Annotated in this window: 17 protein-coding genes; 10 read left to right on the top strand and 7 right to left on the bottom strand. The window is 66.4% G+C overall.

What is annotated here, in order from left to right:
• Nucleotides 1-23 precede the first annotated feature (23 nt).
• The 5 genes from trmB (at nt 24) to WFK36_RS18945 (ending at nt 6,169) form a co-directional block, all read left to right on the top strand.
• Nucleotides 24-809, top strand: coding sequence for a tRNA (guanosine(46)-N7)-methyltransferase TrmB (gene trmB, locus WFK36_RS18965; RefSeq protein ID WP_040519540.1), 786 nt, complete (start codon nt 24-26; stop codon nt 807-809).
• Nucleotides 806-1,459 carry an NYN domain-containing protein gene (locus WFK36_RS18960; protein ID WP_008377123.1) on the top strand — a complete coding sequence of 218 codons (654 nt, stop codon included), beginning with the start codon at nt 806-808 and terminating at the stop codon, nt 1,457-1,459. The genes trmB and WFK36_RS18960 overlap by 4 nt, the downstream gene beginning before the upstream one ends.
• Before the next feature lie 74 nt (nt 1,460-1,533).
• Entirely contained in the window at nt 1,534-4,578 is a 3,045-nt protein-coding gene (locus WFK36_RS18955; RefSeq protein ID WP_336793549.1) for an MMPL family transporter, read from the top strand.
• Between the two features lie 27 nt (nt 4,579-4,605).
• Nucleotides 4,606-5,754 (top strand): lysylphosphatidylglycerol synthase transmembrane domain-containing protein, encoded by a 1,149-nt coding sequence (locus WFK36_RS18950; RefSeq protein ID WP_336793548.1) that lies wholly within the window; start codon nt 4,606-4,608, stop codon nt 5,752-5,754.
• 4 nt (nt 5,755-5,758) lie between these two features.
• Nucleotides 5,759-6,169, top strand: coding sequence for a DUF3054 domain-containing protein (locus tag WFK36_RS18945; protein ID WP_336793547.1), 411 nt, complete (start codon nt 5,759-5,761; stop codon nt 6,167-6,169).
• Nucleotides 6,170-6,178: 9 nt separating this feature from the next.
• Here the strand turns inward: WFK36_RS18945 and WFK36_RS18940 are convergent, their stop codons facing one another.
• The gene (locus WFK36_RS18940) at nt 6,179-7,828 is read right to left on the bottom strand and encodes an NTF2-like N-terminal transpeptidase domain-containing protein (RefSeq protein ID WP_040519539.1); all 1,650 of its coding nucleotides are present in this window, start codon (nt 7,826-7,828) and stop codon (nt 6,179-6,181) included.
• Between the two features lie 198 nt (nt 7,829-8,026).
• Between WFK36_RS18940 and WFK36_RS18935 the strand changes: the two genes are divergently transcribed.
• On the top strand, nt 8,027-8,752 hold the full coding sequence (locus WFK36_RS18935; RefSeq protein ID WP_336793545.1) for a pirin family protein: 726 nt from the start codon (nt 8,027-8,029) through the stop codon (nt 8,750-8,752).
• A 19-nt stretch (nt 8,753-8,771) separates the two neighbouring features.
• A complete protein-coding gene (locus tag WFK36_RS18930; protein WP_336793544.1) occupies nt 8,772-10,766 on the top strand; it encodes a M13 family metallopeptidase in 1,995 nt (664 codons plus the stop codon).
• 7 nt (nt 10,767-10,773) lie between these two features.
• Here the strand turns inward: WFK36_RS18930 and WFK36_RS18925 are convergent, their stop codons facing one another.
• A complete protein-coding gene (locus tag WFK36_RS18925; RefSeq protein WP_336793543.1) occupies nt 10,774-11,244 on the bottom strand; it encodes a hypothetical protein in 471 nt (156 codons plus the stop codon).
• A 136-nt stretch (nt 11,245-11,380) separates the two neighbouring features.
• Between WFK36_RS18925 and WFK36_RS18920 the strand changes: the two genes are divergently transcribed.
• Together WFK36_RS18920 and WFK36_RS18915 are read left to right on the top strand one after the other, a co-directional pair.
• Complete coding sequence (locus tag WFK36_RS18920) at nt 11,381-12,742, top strand: L-serine ammonia-lyase (RefSeq protein WP_336793541.1); 1,362 nt, start codon at nt 11,381-11,383, stop codon at nt 12,740-12,742.
• A 43-nt stretch (nt 12,743-12,785) separates the two neighbouring features.
• The gene (locus tag WFK36_RS18915) at nt 12,786-13,742 is read left to right on the top strand and encodes a R2-like ligand-binding oxidase (protein WP_336793540.1); all 957 of its coding nucleotides are present in this window, start codon (nt 12,786-12,788) and stop codon (nt 13,740-13,742) included.
• A 4-nt stretch (nt 13,743-13,746) separates the two neighbouring features.
• Here the strand turns inward: WFK36_RS18915 and WFK36_RS18910 are convergent, their stop codons facing one another.
• Together WFK36_RS18910 and WFK36_RS18905 are read right to left on the bottom strand one after the other, a co-directional pair.
• Nucleotides 13,747-14,913 (bottom strand): L,D-transpeptidase, encoded by a 1,167-nt coding sequence (locus tag WFK36_RS18910; protein WP_336793538.1) that lies wholly within the window; start codon nt 14,911-14,913, stop codon nt 13,747-13,749.
• Nucleotides 14,913-15,221, bottom strand: a complete 309-nt coding sequence (locus WFK36_RS18905; RefSeq protein WP_008377105.1) for a hypothetical protein — start codon at nt 15,219-15,221, stop codon at nt 14,913-14,915. Before WFK36_RS18905 ends, WFK36_RS18910 begins: the two co-directional genes overlap by 1 nt.
• 50 nt (nt 15,222-15,271) lie before the next feature.
• On the opposite strand from WFK36_RS18905, the gene WFK36_RS18900 reads away from it, so the two are divergent.
• Nucleotides 15,272-16,129, top strand: a complete 858-nt coding sequence (locus tag WFK36_RS18900; RefSeq protein ID WP_336793537.1) for an alpha/beta fold hydrolase — start codon at nt 15,272-15,274, stop codon at nt 16,127-16,129.
• Here the strand turns inward: WFK36_RS18900 and WFK36_RS18895 are convergent.
• From WFK36_RS18895 to WFK36_RS18885, 3 genes are read right to left on the bottom strand one after another with little or no spacing between them, the layout of a single operon-like run.
• Nucleotides 16,126-16,740 carry a TetR/AcrR family transcriptional regulator gene (locus WFK36_RS18895; protein WP_008377103.1) on the bottom strand — a complete coding sequence of 205 codons (615 nt, stop codon included), beginning with the start codon at nt 16,738-16,740 and terminating at the stop codon, nt 16,126-16,128. The two genes, WFK36_RS18900 and WFK36_RS18895, sit on opposite strands and share 4 nt — an antisense overlap.
• Nucleotides 16,737-17,927, bottom strand: a complete 1,191-nt coding sequence (locus WFK36_RS18890) for an NAD(P)/FAD-dependent oxidoreductase (RefSeq protein WP_336793535.1) — start codon at nt 17,925-17,927, stop codon at nt 16,737-16,739. Before WFK36_RS18890 ends, WFK36_RS18895 begins: the two co-directional genes overlap by 4 nt.
• The gene (locus tag WFK36_RS18885) at nt 17,924-18,103 is read right to left on the bottom strand and encodes a rubredoxin (protein WP_008377101.1); all 180 of its coding nucleotides are present in this window, start codon (nt 18,101-18,103) and stop codon (nt 17,924-17,926) included. The genes WFK36_RS18890 and WFK36_RS18885 overlap by 4 nt, the downstream gene beginning before the upstream one ends.

Genomic DNA, 18,103 nt, shown 5'->3' with positions numbered 1-18,103 from the left:
TCGGTTACCTGCAGCGCTTTCGAATGCGACACCATATAGAGGTGAACAACGACGAGAACCAGGACAACTCTCGCCTCTACCCGCGCGTGACGAGCTTCCGTTTCCGCCGTGGCGCGCTGACCACCGGTCAGAAGCACAACTGGGAGACGCTGTGGCCCACACTCGGCCGCGACCTCCTGACCGGCGACAATGCCGCAGATGAGCCCCCATTGAACCGCGAGGAGTGGTTCGGACGCGACGCGCCGCTGATCATCGAGGTCGGCAGCGGTACGGGCATCTCGACGGCCGCGATGGCCGCCGAGGAGCCCGACAGCGACGTCGTCGCGGTCGAGGTGTACCAGCCGGGTCTCGCGCAGTTGGTCGGCCTCGTCGACCGCGGCGGCTTGACGAACGTCCGGATGATCCGCGGCGACGCGACGGTCGTCTTCAGTGAACTCGTCGCACCGAACAGTCTGACCGGTGTTCGAGTGTTCTTCCCGGACCCGTGGCCGAAGACTCGCCACCACAAGCGGCGTTTTCTGCAGTCGGGAACCATTGAGCTGATCGCAGACCGGCTCAAGCCGGGCGGCGTGCTGCACATCGCGACCGATCACGCCGATTACGCACTGTGGATCGCGGAACTCCTGGCCACCCAGCGGCCAGATCGCGCGCATGTCGTGCCGTTGACCTTCGATTCTCCGATCCTTTTGGAGCGTCCGACGACTAAGTTCGAAGGGCGAGCCCAGGTGGAGGGCCGTGACGTCAACGAGTTCGTCTACGTCAAGCCGTTCCCGCGGCAGACCGATCGAAACCAGGAGGATCAGGCATGACCGACCCCGAGGCCGATGCGATCAACGGGACGAGCGACGTGAAACGCGTCCTGCTCATCTGGGACGCGCCCAACATGGACATGGGTCTGGGCAGCCTGCTCGGCGGACGTCCGACGGCGGCTCACCGTCCCCGGTTCGACGCGCTCGGCCGATGGATGCTGCAGCGCACGTCGGCGATCGGCGCCGCGACCCGCTCGGACGTGGAACCCGAGGCGACGGTCTTCACGAACATCGCCCCCGGAAGCGCCGATGTGGTGCGCCCGTGGGTCGAAGCTCTCCGGAACGTCGGCTACGCCGTCTTCGCGAAGCCGAAGCTGACCGAAGACAGCGACGTCGACGACGACATGCTCGATCACCTGCAGGTGAGAAGGCACACACCGGGCCTGGCCGGGGTGATCATCGCCTCTGCCGACGGGCAGGCGTTCCGGGAGCCGCTGCTCGAACTCGCTGCCGAGGGCGTGCCGGTCACAGTTGTCGGTTTCCGTGAACACGCGAGTTGGGCGCTCACCGCCGATGAACTGGAGTTCGTCGACCTGGAGGAGATTCCCGGAGTGTTCCGGGAGCCGCTGCCGCGCATCAGCCTCGACTCGCTGCCCGACGACGGCGCATGGCTCACGCCGTTCCGTCCGCTCAGTTCCTTGCTCAAGTAGCAGTTACCGCATTTTCTCAGGCGACCCTGCGACAATCGGAATTTCGAGTGTCCGCGACAAGGAAGGAAGTCGGCGTGTTCGGATCGATCGGCTCATTCGTGTACCGAATGCGCTACACCGTCATCGCTGTGCTCATCGCATTGATGGGCGGCCTCGGACTCTACGGCATGGACTTGCCGAAGCACTTGTCGCAGAGCGGCTGGTTCGACCCCAACTCGGAGTCGGTCAAAGGCTCCGTCGTCGCGGACACCGCATTGGGGCGAGATCACAAATCCGACGTGATCCTGCTTGTCAGCCCGCCCGACGGGACGCTTGTCGACGACGAGTCGTTCAACACGTCCATGCAGAAGATCGTCGACGATCTGGTCGCGCAGCACCCGAACGTGGTGAGTCGCGAGGTCGATGAGGGCCACGCCGGCCTGATCAGCCCGTTCGACAAGATCAACAACTCGGCCGATCAGGCCGCCGCGGACATCAAACGCGAGCGGATGTGGACCGCCGACCGTAAGCACGGGTTCGTCTCGATCGGTGTCGCAGGCAACGACGACACGACGATTCTGAACAACTACAAGGAGATCGAGCCGTTCTTCGACGGCCTCGCCGAACGCTACGACCTTCCCGGCACCCAGTTCGAACTCGCAGGCCTTCAGCCCATCGCCGGCGCGATGAGCGAAGGCATGGACGCCGACATCAAACGCGCCGAGATCATCGCGCTGCCGGTCGTCGCGATCATGCTGCTGTTCGTGTTCGGCGGAGTGGTCGCCGCGATCCTGCCGGTCTTCATCGGTGGCCTCACGATCGCCGGTTCACTCGGCATCACCAAGCTCATCGCGCAGGCCACCGAGCTCAACATCTTCGCTCAATCGGTCATCACCCTCATCGGCCTCGGCATCGCCATCGACTACGGCCTGTTCATGGTCAGTCGATTCCGCGAAGAGATCGCCGAGGGGTACACGGTCAAGGCCGCTGTCAGACGGTCGGTGATGACCGCAGGCCAGACGATCGTGTTCTCGGCGACGATCATCGTCGCAGCACTCGCCTGCCTGCTGATGTTCCCGCAAGCCTTCCTGAAGTCGGTCGCATACGGCGCGATCGCGTCGGTCGGGCTGGCGGCCATCCTGTCGGTGACCGTCCTGCCGGCGATTCTGGCGATCCTCGGACGTCGCATCGACGCACTGAGCGTCCCGTTCCTCAAGCGCACCAAGACCCGCGAGGAAGTCGAAGCCGGCTTCTGGGGCAAGCTCGCGACCTGGGTGATGAAGCACCCGCTGAAAACCGCGATCCCGACCGTGCTGCTGCTTCTCGCGCTGATCATCCCGTTCGGCAACATCGCATTCGGCGGCCTCAGCGAGAAGCTGCTCCCCCCGGACAACTCCAACCGCGTCGCTCAGGAGCATTTCGACAAGCTGTTCCCGACCGAACGCACCGAAGAGCTCAAGCTGGTCGTCGTCTACGACCCGAACGACGAGAACGCCGCAGGCAGTCTGCAGGCGATCGCCGACGACGCCAACAAGATCCCCGGATTCACGAAAAAGTTCTCGCCGGACGCCGACGGAGGTGCCCAGGAGGGATTCATCGGCGACGACGAGACCGGCCAGGGTGTTCTTCAGATGTCGGCGGGGCTGGTCAATCGAGACACCGCGGCGGAGGCGATCAAGGAACTGCGGGCCATCGACCACCGTGGCCTGACGGTCTACGTGGCCGGCACGCCTGCGCTGACACAGGACTCGATCGACTCGCTGATGGCATTGCTGCCGTACATGGCGATCCTGTTGGTGTCGGTGACCGGTCTGCTGATGTTCCTGGCGTTCGGTTCGATCATCCTGCCGATCAAGGCGGCGCTGATGACCGCGCTCGGCCTCGGGTCGACACTCGGCATCCTGACCTGGATCTTCATCGACGGCAACGGCTCGTCGATCGCCAATTTCACTCCGGGACCGCTGTTCGCCGCGATCCTGGTGTTGATCATCGCGATCATCTACGGCCTCTCGACCGACTACGAGATATTCCTGTTGTCTCGCATGGTGGAGGCCAGACACAACGGCGCGTCCACCACCGAGGCGATCCGCACCGGTACCGCGCACACGGGCGGCATCATCACCGCCGCCGCCGCGATCCTGGTGGTGGTGACCGGCGCGTTCGGCCTGTCGGACATCGTGATGATGAAGTACATCGCGTACGGCATGATCGCGGCGCTGGTCCTCGACGCGACCGTCATCCGCATGCTGCTGGTCCCGTCCGTGATGAAACTGCTCGGCGACGACTGCTGGTGGTCGCCGCGCTGGATGCAGCGCCTTCAGCAGAAGATCGGTCTCGGCGAGACGATCCTGACCGACGAGCCGGACGAGAAGGAGCACACGCGTTACGCGGTGGCCGCTGTCAGCTCGGGCGGCGTTGTGGCCGCGGCCGAGGCTCCGACCACAACGATGAAGAGCATCAGTGTGGACCGCGCACCGTCGGACGACACGAGCGAGGTGAGAGGTCCGCGCAGCCGGACGGCGGACGAACCGGCGGGTGTCGAGAGCACTCTCGACGAACTGATCGACGACGCACCGAAGGCCCCCGTCGAGCCCGCACGCAAGAGCAGCGGTCCGGACACCGGCTCGTGGCGTCTGGGCGCGGGAGGCGTCCGACAGGCGTCGCGTGACCTGCGACCCAAGCCTCCGACTCCACGTCCCGCGAACGGACCCGAGTCGGCGCCTCAACCTCCGGTGACCGTGACCAAGACCCAGGCGCCCCGTCCCCAGCCGCAGGCACAGACGCAGGTCCGTCGTCCCGCCGGTCCGCCGCCGCAGCAGCCCGTTCAGCCCCAGCAGCCCGTTCAGCCGCCGCAGCAACGGCCGCAGGCGCCGTCGCGGCCCCCGTCGGGACCGACTCCGGCACAGCGTCCGGCGCAGGCCCCTCGGCCCGCTCCGCCGCAGCGACCGACACCTCAGAAGGCTCCGCCCGAACCGCGCCCGACACCGGCACCCACGCCGACGCCGGCACCGCCGGTCGAGGACCAGACGGCGACACGTGCGGCGCGGGAACTGCGGCCCGACCGCGGTGACGAAGGGAACCAGATCAGCGTCCAGGAACTGCTGAGACGAAGCCGCGCTCGTCAGTCGGACCAGGACTGACAGGACCCATGCCCTAGGCTGGACTCCATGTCTGACGACGCCACGGCCGACGCCCCCGACGCTACGTCGGGAAAGCGTCGGCCGTGGCGTCGCTGGCTTCGGTGGGGACTGATCGTCGTAGTGATCGTGATCCTCGGCACCGAGGGATACCTGATCTGGCCGAAGCTGAAGGACACGTGGGCGCGGATCGGTGACCTCCAGTGGGAGTGGGTGCTCGCCTGCATCGTCGCCGCAGGCCTGTCGATGGACAGCTACGCGCAGGTGCAGCGTGTCCTGATGCGGTCCGCAGGCGTACGCGTGAAGCAGCGTGAATCCCTCGCAGTGATCCTCGCGTCCAACTCGGTGTCCCAGACGATGCCGGGCGGTCAAGTCCTCTCCCCGGCCTTCATCTACCGGGAGAGCCGAAAGTGGGGCGCCAGCCCGGTGGTCGCATCGTGGCAGTTGGTGATGTCCGGACTGCTCGCAGGCGCTGGACTCGCCGTGCTCGGCCTCGGCGGAGCCCTCCTCGCAGGCGCGAAGACCAGCCCTTTCTCGGTGATCTTCAGCGTTGCCGGGTTCCTCGCCTTTGCGATCGGGGCTCAGTACCTCGCCAGCCACCCGCAGTCGCTCGAGGCCATCGGTCTGCGAGTACTGGGGTGGATCAACAACATCCGCGAGAAGCCCGCCGACCACGGGACCGCCCGACTTCGCCTGACGCTCACCCAGTTGCAAGCGGTGCACCTCAACCGCCGTGACGGCGCCGAAGCGTTCGCGTGGAGCTTCTTCAACTGGGTCGCCGACGTCGCATGCCTGGCGTTCGCGTGCTGGGCGATCGGCAGCGAGCCGTCCGTCGCAGGCCTGATGGTGGCCTACGCGGCGGGCAAGGCCGTGGGTACCGCCATTCCCCTGTTGCCCGGCGGACTCGGCGTCGTCGATCTGACGATCGCATCAGCCCTCACCTCGTCGGGCCTCCCGCTCGGCGACGCGACCGCAGCCGTCCTCATCTACCGCATGATCAGCTACGTGCTCGTGGCCGTCGTGGGCTGGGTGGTCATCGGAATTCGTTATCGGGGCGCCTTCAAGTCGGGTGACAGTCTCGATCGCGAACTGGAACAGGATCGGGCAGGCGGGTCGGGGCTCCCCGACGAATCCAATGGTGGCCACGACGAAGAGCAACGGGGCGGCTCGCTACCGTAGTGACATGTCCCAGTCTGCTTCACCGTCTCGCGGTCTTGTCGGTCCACTCGTCGTCGCCGGATTATGCGACCTGATCGCATTGGTCGTGTTCGTCGCCATCGGACGTCGCAGTCACGATGAGGCGGGATCGGTGACGGGATTCCTCACCACGTTGTGGCCGTTCCTCATCGGCGCGGCGATCGGCTGGGCGGTCGCATACGCGCTCACGCGCTCCGACGTGTTCCTACCGTCGCGGATCGTGCCGAGCGGCGTGGTGATCTGGGTGTCGACGGTGATCGTCGGCATGATTCTCCGCGTGGTGTCCGGTCAGGGCACCGCGGTCTCGTTCATCATCGTCGCGACGATCGCGACGGGCGTCCTGCTCATCGGCTGGCGCGCCTTGACCGCCTTCTCTGAAGCCCGCCGCAGTCGCTGACAGCCCGGGTCAGCTCTTCGAGACCCGGAAGTACTTCTGCGCCACCTGGAGGGCTGCGGTTCCGGACTTGTCACCCTCGCAGTACACGACGATCACCTTGCCGCCTTGCAGTCCGACGAACCAGCCCGGCCCCTTGGGCCCGTTGGTCCCGACAAGGGCGCGCAGTCCCGGGGCGCCAGTGATGTCGCTGGCGTCTCCCTTGCGCGCGATCGTCGACATCTGCGCGAGCACGTCTTTCGCGACCCCACGGTCGAGGGTTCCGAGGTCGCCGGTGCTCACCTTGGTGGTCGCACCCTTGATGACGAACGGCGGCACCGCCTTGTCCTTCCCCGCGTCGGCTCGGGCGAGAGCGACACCGAGCGCACCCATGTTCAGGATCGACGCGGTGAAGTCGTTCGGGGAGAACCGCGCGGTCGACACCGTCGGCGACACCTGACGCGGCAGGCTCACACCCGGCGCGACAAACGTGACTCCGAGCCCGAGGTGATGAAGAACGTCGTTCGCCTCGCGCGTGTCGTCCTGCGCTCCGGGGACGGCGCGGGTGATCGCGTCGAAGACCGGCTTCAAGGTGCTGCCGGTGGCGTACCCGAGCCCGGCCTCGACACGTGACGCCGCGGCGGCGTCGTTCTGAGCCATGGCCAGAATGCCGCCCGACATCGAGTCGAAGACCATCATGGTCGCCGGTTGTGCGACGTCGACGACGGAATCGCCGAGTACAAGCTGTTGGTTCTGATCAATGGACGTGGCGACGTCCTTGCCGGGAGGGCCCTGTTGGCCGGCGAGGCGCCGCGGTTTCGCGCCCGGCGCCGCGAGCTGCACCTGCCAACCCGCGGTGGCGTCACGGATCGCGTTCCAGTAGTTGGTGAGGCCGACCTCGAGCGGGCTCTCGAGGCGACGGTCGTTCATGACGAGGCGACCGGTACGGCGGACGGTCACGCCGGTGATGCGTTCCGGATCGGACGCGAGCACCTTCATGTCCTCGTCCCGGAGGGTGACGGCGATGATCGGCTGTCCCTGCGCCCGATCCACCTCATCTCGAATGGTCCGGGCGGTGATGAGCGGCGCGATCGGCCGGATCGACGCCGACAGCGCGGAGATCGCGGCGTCGACCTTCTTGCCCGCCGCGGACGGATCGAACGTGATCTCGTTGACGGGCTCCATCTGCATGAACGGCTTGCCGGTCCGGCTGTCCACCGTCGGCGCGGGTTTGGCGTCGGTGCGGATGCGCTGAAGTCGCGCGCCTGCGGGCAGTCCTTGGAACAGGAGGTTCGGATCCCACTGGACCTTCCAACCGCTCGACAGTTTGCGGACCGTACCCGATGTCGTGGTGGCGTATGAGCTCTCGTCCTGCCAGCGCCACGTGGTCTTCATGGTGAACGACGCAGTGCCGTCGCTGTACTCGACCGGACTGTCGACCGACGTGCTCACCGACTGCGGGTCCATTCCCGAAATGGTCGCGGCGAGCGCTTCGGATGCTTGCGCCGGCGCGCTGGTGAACGTCGACGCCGCCTGGACGTCTAGCCGTTCGACGGCATCGGCGAACTCCCCTGCCACGCGTCCCGCGTCGGTGGTCTCCTCCGAACCACAGGCAGACACGACCCCCACCGCCACGACGACAGCAGCCGCCGCGCTCACTGTTCTTGTTCCCCTCCACGCCATGCATCAATTTTCACTCGTTTCACATGCGTTTCACCAGTCACAGCCTCACATTCGAGGATCAATGCGGTCACGATTCCGCATCAGCGCTGGTCGGCGAGCCTCTCACGCACAGACTCCGCTGTACCGAATTCGAACAGTTCCCGCAGTTCATCGCCACACCCGTTCTCGACCCGTCCGCCGAGCGACCATAATTGCGACATGGCTCCGACGATTCTGCGTGCGTCCGATCGTGCAGCGACGACGACGGACTGGTTGACGTCGTCGCACAGCTTCTCTTTCGGCGACCACTACGACCCCTCGAACACCCACCACGGCGTGCTGATGGTGCACAACGAGGACGTCATCGCTCCAGGCGAAGGCTTCGACACGCACCCGCACGCCGAGACCGAGATCATCACGTGGGTGTTGTCCGGTTCCGTCGTCCACCAGGACTCCGAGGGACACACCGGAGTGATCCATCCAGGCCTCGCACAGCGGATGAGTGCGGGCACAGGCATCCTGCACTCCGAGCGCAACGACCACGCCGAGACCGGTGACGAACCCGTGCACCTCGTCCAGATGTGGGTCGCACCCGACGAGTACGGGCTCGATCCCGGCTACGACCAGCTCGACATCGGCGCCGACCTGGCGCCGGGGGCACTGGTTCCCGTCGCTTCTGGCGTTCCGTCACACGACTCGGCGATCCGTATCAACAATTCGGGTGCAACCCTCTACGCGGCCCGGCTCAACGCAGGCCAGAGCATCACAGTCCCCGCGGGCCGGTTCACTCATCTGTTCGTCGCAGCCGGTTCGATCAGCGTCGAAGGCGAGACTCTGATGTCGTCCGACGCACTTCGCGCCACCGATTTCAGCGGGACCGTGGCCACGGCGAACACGGATTCGGAGGTCCTCATCTGGGCGATGTCGAAGCGGCTCGGGGAATAGTCGCGGCCGCTCATGCACTATGGAGTGCGTGACTATCGAACGCAGTGGCACCGACCTGACTTCGGGACTCGATCTGGAATGGGTGGACGATTCAGTTCGGATCGCCGACGACCTCTTCGCTCACGTCAACGGCCGATGGCTCGACACCCATGAGATCCCCGGCGACCGAAGTATCGACGGCGCGTTCCACGTGCTGCGCGACAACGCCGAGGCCGATGTCCGCGCCATCGTCGAGGAATGCGCGGAGACGCCGACCGGCCCGACGTCGACCCTGATCGGCGACCTGTACGCCTCGTTCATGGACATCGACCGCATCGAAGAACTCGGGCTCGACGCCATCTCCGAGGATCTGAACGCAGTTCGCGCGATCTCCTCGACATCAGAGCTCGCCCACACGCTCGGCGCACTCGAGCGAGTCGGCGTCGGAGGCCTCTTCGGCGTGTACGTCGACACCGACGCCCGACAGTCCGACCGGTACCTCGTCCACGTGGTGCAGCGCGGCCTCGGGCTGCCCGACGAATCGTACTATCGCGAGGAGAACCACGCCGAGACGCTCGCCGCGTACCGCGAGCACGTCGCCGCGATGTTCGCCCTCGCAGGCGTGGATGACGCCGACGCGGCCGCCACCACGGTCGTCGATCTCGAGACCCAGATCGCGTCCCACCACTGGGACGTGGTTCGACGCCGTGATGCGGAGGCGTCGTACAACCTGCGGACCCTCGCCGAATTCACCGACGGAGCCACCGGATTCGACGTCGGAGCGTGGCTCGACGGCCTCGCCGCACCGAACGACGAGACGTTCGCCGAGGTCATCGTCGCGCAACCGTCGTTCCTCGAAGGCGCCGCCGCACTCGTCGCGGATCGCCCGCTCGACGATTGGAAGGCGTGGCTGACGTGGCACCTGCTGCACACCGCCGCACCGTCGTTGTCGAGTGCGTTCGTCGATGAGAACTTCCGCTTCTACGGCACCACTCTGACCGGTGCCGAGGAGATTCGGGACCGCTGGAAGCGGGGCGTGGGCTTCGTCGAGTCCGCGGCAGGATTCGCCGTCGGCGAGCTCTACGTGGCGAAGCACTTCCCGCCCGCCGCGAAAGCGCGGATGGACGAATTGATCGCGAACCTCGTCGAGGCGTACCGCCGCAACATCACCGACCTCGAGTGGATGACACCCGCGACGCGCGAGAAGGCCCTCGCCAAGCTCGATCGCTTCACTCCCAAGATCGGCTACCCGGCAGCCTGGATCGACTACTCGGCACTCACCGCCGACCGGACCGACCTGATCGGAAACTCGCGTCGCGCCGCGTCGTTCGAGACCACTCGCGAACTCGCGAAGATCGGCAAGCCGGTGGACCGCGACGAATGGTTCATGACACCGCAGACGGTGAACGCCTACTACAACCCCGGCATGAACGAGATCGTCTTCCCGGCCGCCATCCTGCAGCCCCCGTTCTTCGACCCCGAGGCCGACGACGCGGCCAACTACGGAGGCATCGGCGCGGTGATCGGTCACGAGATCGGCCACGGTTTCGACGATCAGGGCGCGAAGTACGACGGCGACGGCAACCTCGTCGACTGGTGGACCGACGACGACCGCGCCGAGTTCGCCAAGCGGACCGCTGCGTTGGCGAGCCAGTACAGCGAGTTCACACCCGACGGCCTCGACCCGAAGTACAAGGTCAACGGCGAGTTCACCCTCGGCGAGAACATCGGCGACCTCGGAGGACTCTCCATCGCGCTCGTCGCGTACACCATCGCGACGGAGGGCGACGACGCGCCGGTCGTCATCGACGGCCTCACCGGGCAGCAGCGGGTGTTCTTCAGCTGGGCACAGATCTGGCGCACCAAGACCCGTGACGCCGAGGCGATCCGTCGCCTGTCCATCGACCCGCATTCGCCGCCGGAGTTCCGCTGCAACGGCGTCGTCCGGAACGTCGACGCGTTCTACTCGGCATTCGACGTCGCTCCCGGCGACAAGCTGTACCTCGAGCCGGATGAGCGCGTCCGGATCTGGTGATCTCTCACTACCGATAAGTTTCCGCCGGTTGTGACGAAATGTTCGTCACAACCGGCGGAGACCGGTCGTCACGCACGGTGACGTGGGTGTCCTCGCGCCCGTGGGGACCGTCCGAGATGACGACTCGCCCGCGCGCTGCGACTCCGGCGCGGTAAAGACGCAGTCGCCGAGCCAGGCGAACGCCCCAGACCACGATCGGGATGGAACCGATCCCGACACCGAGCACCACCGCAGGTGATGGCATCAGCCAGGACGCGCCGATGACTGCACCTATCCCGGCCATCCCGATCACCGGGCCGAACCAGGCGATGTCGATCAGAAAACCGGCGAGGATTCCGACGAGGAGGGCGATGGCAGCGGTCCCAGCGCGCGCGTGTGTCATGGAGTGGCCGAAGACACCCGCGCAGCCCGCCATCCACAGAGCCACGACCACCGTGCGCACGATCGCGCCCCGAATCTGGATCGGCCCTGGCTCCATCGTCCGATCGTAGGACACCAGGCAAACGTCTCATCGAGGCGACTTGCCCCGTCACGCCGAAACGATCCCAACTGCACACGACGGCCCGCATCTCGTGACCCGACGCGTCGAGTTGATGCACAATCGAGGTTCGGCGATGCCAGCCCGACAAGCCGAGGGAGTGGCCATGATCAGCGTCTTCGATCTGTTCTCGATCGGTGTCGGACCGTCGAGTTCACACACCGTGGGGCCGATGCGGGCGGCGGCCGACTTCGCGGCCTCCGTCGGAGACGACCCTCGTGTGGTGCGCGTTCACGTGGGGCTGTACGGATCCCTCGGCGCGACGGGCCGCGGACATTCGTCCGATCGGGCAGTCGTGCTCGGCTTGGAAGGCGAGCGACCGAAGACTGTCGACCCCGGTGTCGTCGTTCCTCGTTCCGATTCAGCCTTCGCATCCGGACGCCTGCTGCTCGGCGGCACTCACCCCGTCGCCTTCGATGTGGAGATGATCGGCGACCGCAGCCTTCCGCGTCATCCGAACGGCATGCGGTTCGCGGCGCTCGACGACACCGGGACGGTGGTGAAGGAGACGACGTCGTACTCGATCGGCGGAGGCTTCGTCGTCGGCGACGAACCCGTTCGGGCCGCCGAAACCGATGTCCCGCAGCCCTTTCGAACGGCCGCCGAACTCCTCGCACGCTGCGGCGAGACCGGCCTGCCGATCAGCGGGGTGATGCGCGTCGATGAGGAAGCGGTCCGCTCTCCGGATGAGGTGTCGGCGGGTCTCCGGCGCATCTGGTCGGCGATGGACGATTGCATCAACTCCGGCCTGCACGCCGAGGGCACCCTTCCCGGACCTCTACGGGTTCCGCGGCGAGCCGGCGCCCTCAACGCCAGACTGGCCCGGTCACCGTCCGACGATCCACTCCGGCACGTCGACTGGGTGACCGCGTTTGCGCTCGCCGTCAACGAAGAGAACGCCGCCGGCGGGCGGATCGTGACCGCGCCGACGAACGGCGCGGCAGGCATCGTTCCGGCCGTGCTCGCGTATTACATGCGCTTCGTCCCCGGAGCCCAGGTCGGCGACTGTGAACGTTTCCTCCTGACGGCGGGCGCCATCGCCGTGCTGTTCAAGGAGAACGCGTCCATCAGCGGCGCCGAGGTCGGCTGCCAGGGAGAGGTCGGTTCCGCGTGCTCGATGGCCGCCGGAGCGCTGTGCGAGTTGCTCGGGGGCACCCCGGCGCAGGTCGAGAACGCAGCCGAGATCGGTATGGAGCACAACTTGGGACTCACATGCGATCCGATCGGCGGACTCGTGCAGATCCCCTGCATCGAACGCAATGCGATGGCCGCGGTCAAGGCGATCACCGCCGCGCGAATCGCCCTCAATCACGACGGCCATCACGTCGTGAGCCTGGATCGTGTGATCGCCACGATGCGCGAGACCGGCGCGGACATGAGCGACAAGTACAAGGAGACCTCTCGTGGGGGGCTCGCCGTCAACATCATCGAGTGCTGAGATTCGGCCCCGTCGTGCTCGCGGCGGGTCTAGGGTCGCGTTCATGACCGTCATCCATTCAGATTCCGAAGCCCGGCAAGGGTTCTCGACGCTGCGAGCCGGAGGACTGCACTGGGACGCGTTCCCCCTCCGACTGTTCACCAAGGGCAACGGAAAGGCCTGGGACCCGGGTGCACTCGACTTCAGCCGAGACGCGGACGACTGGGCCGCTCTCGACGACACCCAACGCCGCAGCGCGACGTTTCTCGTCGCGCAGTTCGTGGCGGGTGAGGAAGCCGTCACCCAGGACATCCAGCCGTTCATGTCGGCGATGTCGGCCGAGGGACGGTTCGGCGACGAGATGTACCTGGCTCAGTTCTGCCTCGAGGAGGCCAAGCACGCACAAGGTTTCCGGCTGTGGATGGACACCGTCGGCCTCACCGAGGACCTGCACCCCTACGTCGCCGAGAACCCCTACTACCGCCAGTTGTTCTACGACGAGCTGCCCGCGTCGTTGCGGATTCTCGCGTCCGATCCGTCGCCGCTCAATCAGATCCGCGCGAGCGTCACGTACAACCACGTCGTCGAGGGGTCGCTGGCGCTGACCGGGTATTACGCCTGGCAGAAGATCTGCGTGGAGCGCGGCATCCTTCCGGGCATGCAGTCCCTGATCTCACACATCTCCGACGACGAGCGCCGCCACATGGCGTGGGGCACGTTCACCTGCCGTCGTCATGTCGCCGCCGACGACACCCTGTGGGACGCGGTGACCGAGCGGATGGGCGAGCTCCTGCCAATGGCTCTCGGGATGATCACGTGGGTCAACGAGCAGTTCGAGAAGCCGCCGTTCGGGATCGACAACAGCGAGTTCCTGACCTACGCAGCCGATCGAGCCCAGCGCCGACTCGGAGCGATCGAGTCGGCCCGAGGACGCCCCGTCGAGGAGATCGATCTCGACTACTCACCCGCCACACTCGAAGACACATTCGGCGACGAGGACCGCGCATCACTCGGCGGCTGACGCCTCAGGCGGAGGCGTTGCCGGCCTTCCACACCTTCCACGGGACGGCCCAGTCGCCGTAGGTGTCCCACACCGGAAGCTCGTCGCCACCCGAGTTGGAGATCTCGACGACGTCGCCGAGCCGGAACGTGTCGTACATCCATTTGGCGTCGGCGGGGCTGAGATTGACGCAGCCGTGCGAGACGTTCGCCGATCCCTGCTGGCCCACGGACCACGGTGCCGCGTGGACGAACTCACCGTCGTTGGAGATCCGGAGATTGTCGAAGACGGTCTCGCGGTAGTAGCCGGGATCACCCTGGCAGACGCCGTAGCTGCACGAATCCATCACGGTGCTCGCTGAGCGCTCCGAGACCACATGGACACCCCGGTGCGACGGAGTAGTCGGCTCGCCCAGGCTCATCGGCATCGTGCGAACGAGTTCGCCGTTGTGGAACACCGTGAGCTGTTCGGTGTTGCCGTCGGCTTTCGCCACCCACGAGTCGTGAACCTTGTAATCCACCGCGTTGTCCTCGGCGCCGTAGACGCCGTCGCCGAGGTCGACTCCGTAGACGTTCGCCTCGATGTGGATCTTGGTTCCGGGCTTCCAGTAGTCCTTAGCGCGATAGTGGACGCTCTGATCGTCGGTCCAGTACCAGGCGCCGGGCTGGCTCGGCGTAGTGGTGACGACAAGATGCTTCTCGACTTCGGCGCGATTCTTGATCGGCTTGGTGAACTGGAAAACCATCGGCTGTCCGACCCCGATGCCGTCCTCGGACACCACTTCCGGTGCCGGGACCACGTTCGCGTACGCCGTGTCGTCGGGGTCGATCGTCTTCACGGTGAACGTCTGTCGCGTGTGCTTGCCGTCGGGGTTCACCGCATCCGCTTTGACGGTGTACGTGGTGCCGTAACCGAGGTCCTCGGTGGTGTGCCACTCCTCGCCGCCTTCGGACGACGTACCCTTGACGGTTTTGCCCTTGCGGTTGGTGACGGTGACCGTCGTGAGGTCGCCTCGACTGGCGCGAACGCTGATCGGCGTCGTCGGGTTGATCGGCTTCGCCGTCGAGTCGGCGAGGGTGATCTTCGCCGCCGGCGCCGGATCAGGCGTCGAGCCTCCGCTGCTGCACGCGGCGGCGAACACCGCCACCGACGCCAGGCCGGCGACGGCGAGCATCCTGGTCGGGCGACGCATCACTGCTTCCCGTCCACTGCGGCGAGCACGCCCGCTGTGGTGGCAGACGCCGCCACCGTGACGGCGAGCACCGACGGCCAGGCGCCGAGTTTCTTGGCGAGTGGATGCGAGGCGCCGAACGCACCGAGATAGGCCGCGGTGAGTCCGCCGGTGACGGCGGCGCCGCGGGAACGCCACGACATCCCGGCGGCGACTCCGGCCGCCGCGAGGACAACCCCTCCGAGCTCACGTCGCCCGGTGTATCGGGCTGTGGCATAGCCTCCGATGAGTCCCGCGGCGACGAACGGGACCGATGAATCGATCGTCATCTATTCATGGTACTGACGCACTCAACTAGAACACGTTCTATTCTGGTGTCATGGACGTGACATACGAGTCGACCAAGCGCGAGCTCACCACTGATCAGGGCGTCATCCGCTACCACGAGGCGGGCGCCGACAACAGCGAGGTGCTGCTGCTCCTCCACGGCAGCGGCCCCGGCGTCACCGGGTGGCGCAATTACCGCGGCAACCTGGAGTTCTTCGCCAAGACGCACCACTGCTACGTCGTCGAGTTCCCCGGCTTCGGGGTATCCGACGCCGTCGAGGGACACCCCGTCCTGACCGCGGGCGCATCGGTGATCCGGTTCATGGACGCCCTCGGCATCGACAAGGCCGCTGTGATCGGAAACTCCATGGGCGGTGTGGTCGGAATCAACCTCGCGATCAAGCATCCCGACCGGATCGCGAAACTCGTGACGATCGGCGGCGTCGGACCCAACGTGTTCAGCCCCAGCCCGTCCGAGGGCCTTCGCCTGCTGCAAGAGTTCACCGACGCCCCCGACCGCGACAAGCTGGTGCGCTGGCTCAATTCGATGGTCTTCGACCGGTCGCTCGTCACCGACGAGCTCATCGAGGAGCGATGGGAGGCGGCCATCAATCCGGACGCCGCCAAGACCGCGGCGATGATGTACGGCTCGAAGTCGTTCGAGATGATGCAGCAGTTCATGGCCAACTCGACGACCCCGCCGTACTGGGCGTCGATGCACCTCGTGAAGTGCCCGACTCTCCTCGCATGGGGACGCGACGACCGCGTGAGCCCGCCCGACATGGCGATGGTCCCGATGCGACTGATCCCCGACGCCGAACTCCACGTGTTCCCGAAGTGCGGACACTGGGTGATGATCGAGGCGAAGGACGCGTTCGAAAGCTCCGTCGCCGCGTTCCTCGCTCGCTAAGAACCACCCCGAGCTGCGACGATCGCGGGCGACATGACGGCAGACAGGTCGCCCGCGACGTCGAAATCAGCTTCCGGAGGCATCGCCACGTAACTGATCGCGAGACGTGTGATCATCCGCGCGATGGGTCCCGACATGTGTTCGGGCAGCGCGATCCACGATTCGCGGAGAGTGGTGTCGAGGCGCCGCGACGCCGACTCGATGAGCGGCGCGGAGTCGGTGGTGATCAGCTTGAGAAGGTCGGGCTTGGCCTCGCCGCTGAGCAGGGACTGAATCATCGGGTCCTGGCTCGCGCTGGCGAAGAACCCGGCAAAACCTGCGGCGAGGGCGCCTTCCACGTCGTTGGGCATCGCCTCCACGGCCGCCCCGATCTCACTGGTGAACTCCTCCACCAGGCGAAGGGCGTACGCCTGCGCCAGACCGTTGCGCGACGAGAACTCGTTGTACACCGTCTGTCTGCTGACGCCCGCATGCTTGGCGACATCACTCATGGTGACCTGCGACCAGTCCTTGATGGTCATCAACTCACGCAGGCCGTCGAGCAGCGACGTACGCAGCAGGAGCTTACTCGCTGCCGCGTACGTCGGCCGGTCACTCGTGGGTGCGCTCACACCGTCGAGCCTAGCGATGCGTCGATCTCCGCGCGGCACGTCCGGGCGGCAGCGGCTCGTCCGACGGTGACCGCACCGATCAACCGCCCGTCTCGCGTCACTCGTACGGTGGCGTCGTCGTCAGCGAGCGATCCATCGATCTCGACGTCGCCGCCAGCGGGCCAGCCCACTGTCTGGACGTTGATCCCGTATTGAATCGTCCAAGCGCGCGGCACGTCTCGGAATGTCGGAGCGACTGCTCCACCGAGTGCCGCGAGCACAGATCCGGCGACGGCCTTGCCCTGATCTGTCGCGCCGAACCAGTGTCCGCCGACTGACGGATCTCCAGTCAGCAGGTCCGGAGGAGCCGCCGCGTCGCCTGCCGCGTAGATGTCGGGTGCACTCGTGGCGAACCCCGAGTCGACGATGATCCCGGCGCGGGAGCACTCGAGGCCCGCCGCTTCGGCCAAGCCGATGTCCGGGCGCATTCCGACAGCCGCGACGACGGGACCGTCGATCGCGGCGCCGTCGGCGAGGACCACGCCGTCGGCCGACGCGGAGACGACCGCTGAGTCGAGGTGCAGCCGAACGCCGTTGCGTCGATGCAGTTCGGCGAACCACTCCGACACCACCGCGGGGACCGCGCGGCCGAGGATCCGGTCGGCCGCTTCGATCACGTCGACGTCGAATCCACGCGCGGCTGCCGACGCAGCCAGTTCGAGTCCGATCAAGCCGCCTCCGACGATGGCCACCCTGGCGGCCTCTTCGATCGCCTGCCGGGCGGCGAGCGCCTCGTCGAGGGCCCTGATCGTCCGAACGTCCGCGCCGAGCCATGGCGGCCGGGCCGCCGCGCCGCCGGTCGCCAGGACGAGTGCGCGATAGCCGATCTCGTCGCCGTTCGAGCAGACCACCGTGCGCTCCGACGGATCGATCGCGGTGACGGTCACCCCCGTACGGAGGTCGATGTTCCGTTCGGCCCACGACTGCGGCTTCTGCAGCGCGATCTTCTCGACGGACAGATCAGCGACGAGCAGGTCCTTCGTCAGCGCAGTCCGGCGGTACGGGGCTTCGGGTTCTGCGCCGATGAGCGTCACCGGACCGTCGTACCCGCCCGCTCGAAGGGCGACCGCGGCTGTGGCGCCCGCCGTCCCGCCCCCGACGACGACAACGCCGGCGTCGGAAGCGGAACGATCAGAACTGGTGGTCATGGCCGTGCAACCTCGACCATTTCGAAATCGGCCTTGGCGGCGCCGCAATCCGGGCAGCTCCAGTCGTCCGGGATGTCGTCCCATCGGGTGCCGGGCTCGATGCCGTCTTCGGGCCAGCCTTCCGCCTCGTCGTACTCGAACCCGCACTGCATGCAACGGAAGAGTTTGAAGTTCAT

It is taken from the genome of Gordonia malaquae (genome assembly GCF_037148075.1).
Classification (GTDB): domain Bacteria; phylum Actinomycetota; class Actinomycetes; order Mycobacteriales; family Mycobacteriaceae; genus Gordonia; species Gordonia malaquae.
The sequence above is the reverse complement of the archived record's forward strand: the minus strand, read 5'-3'. Positions and strand labels throughout refer to the sequence as shown.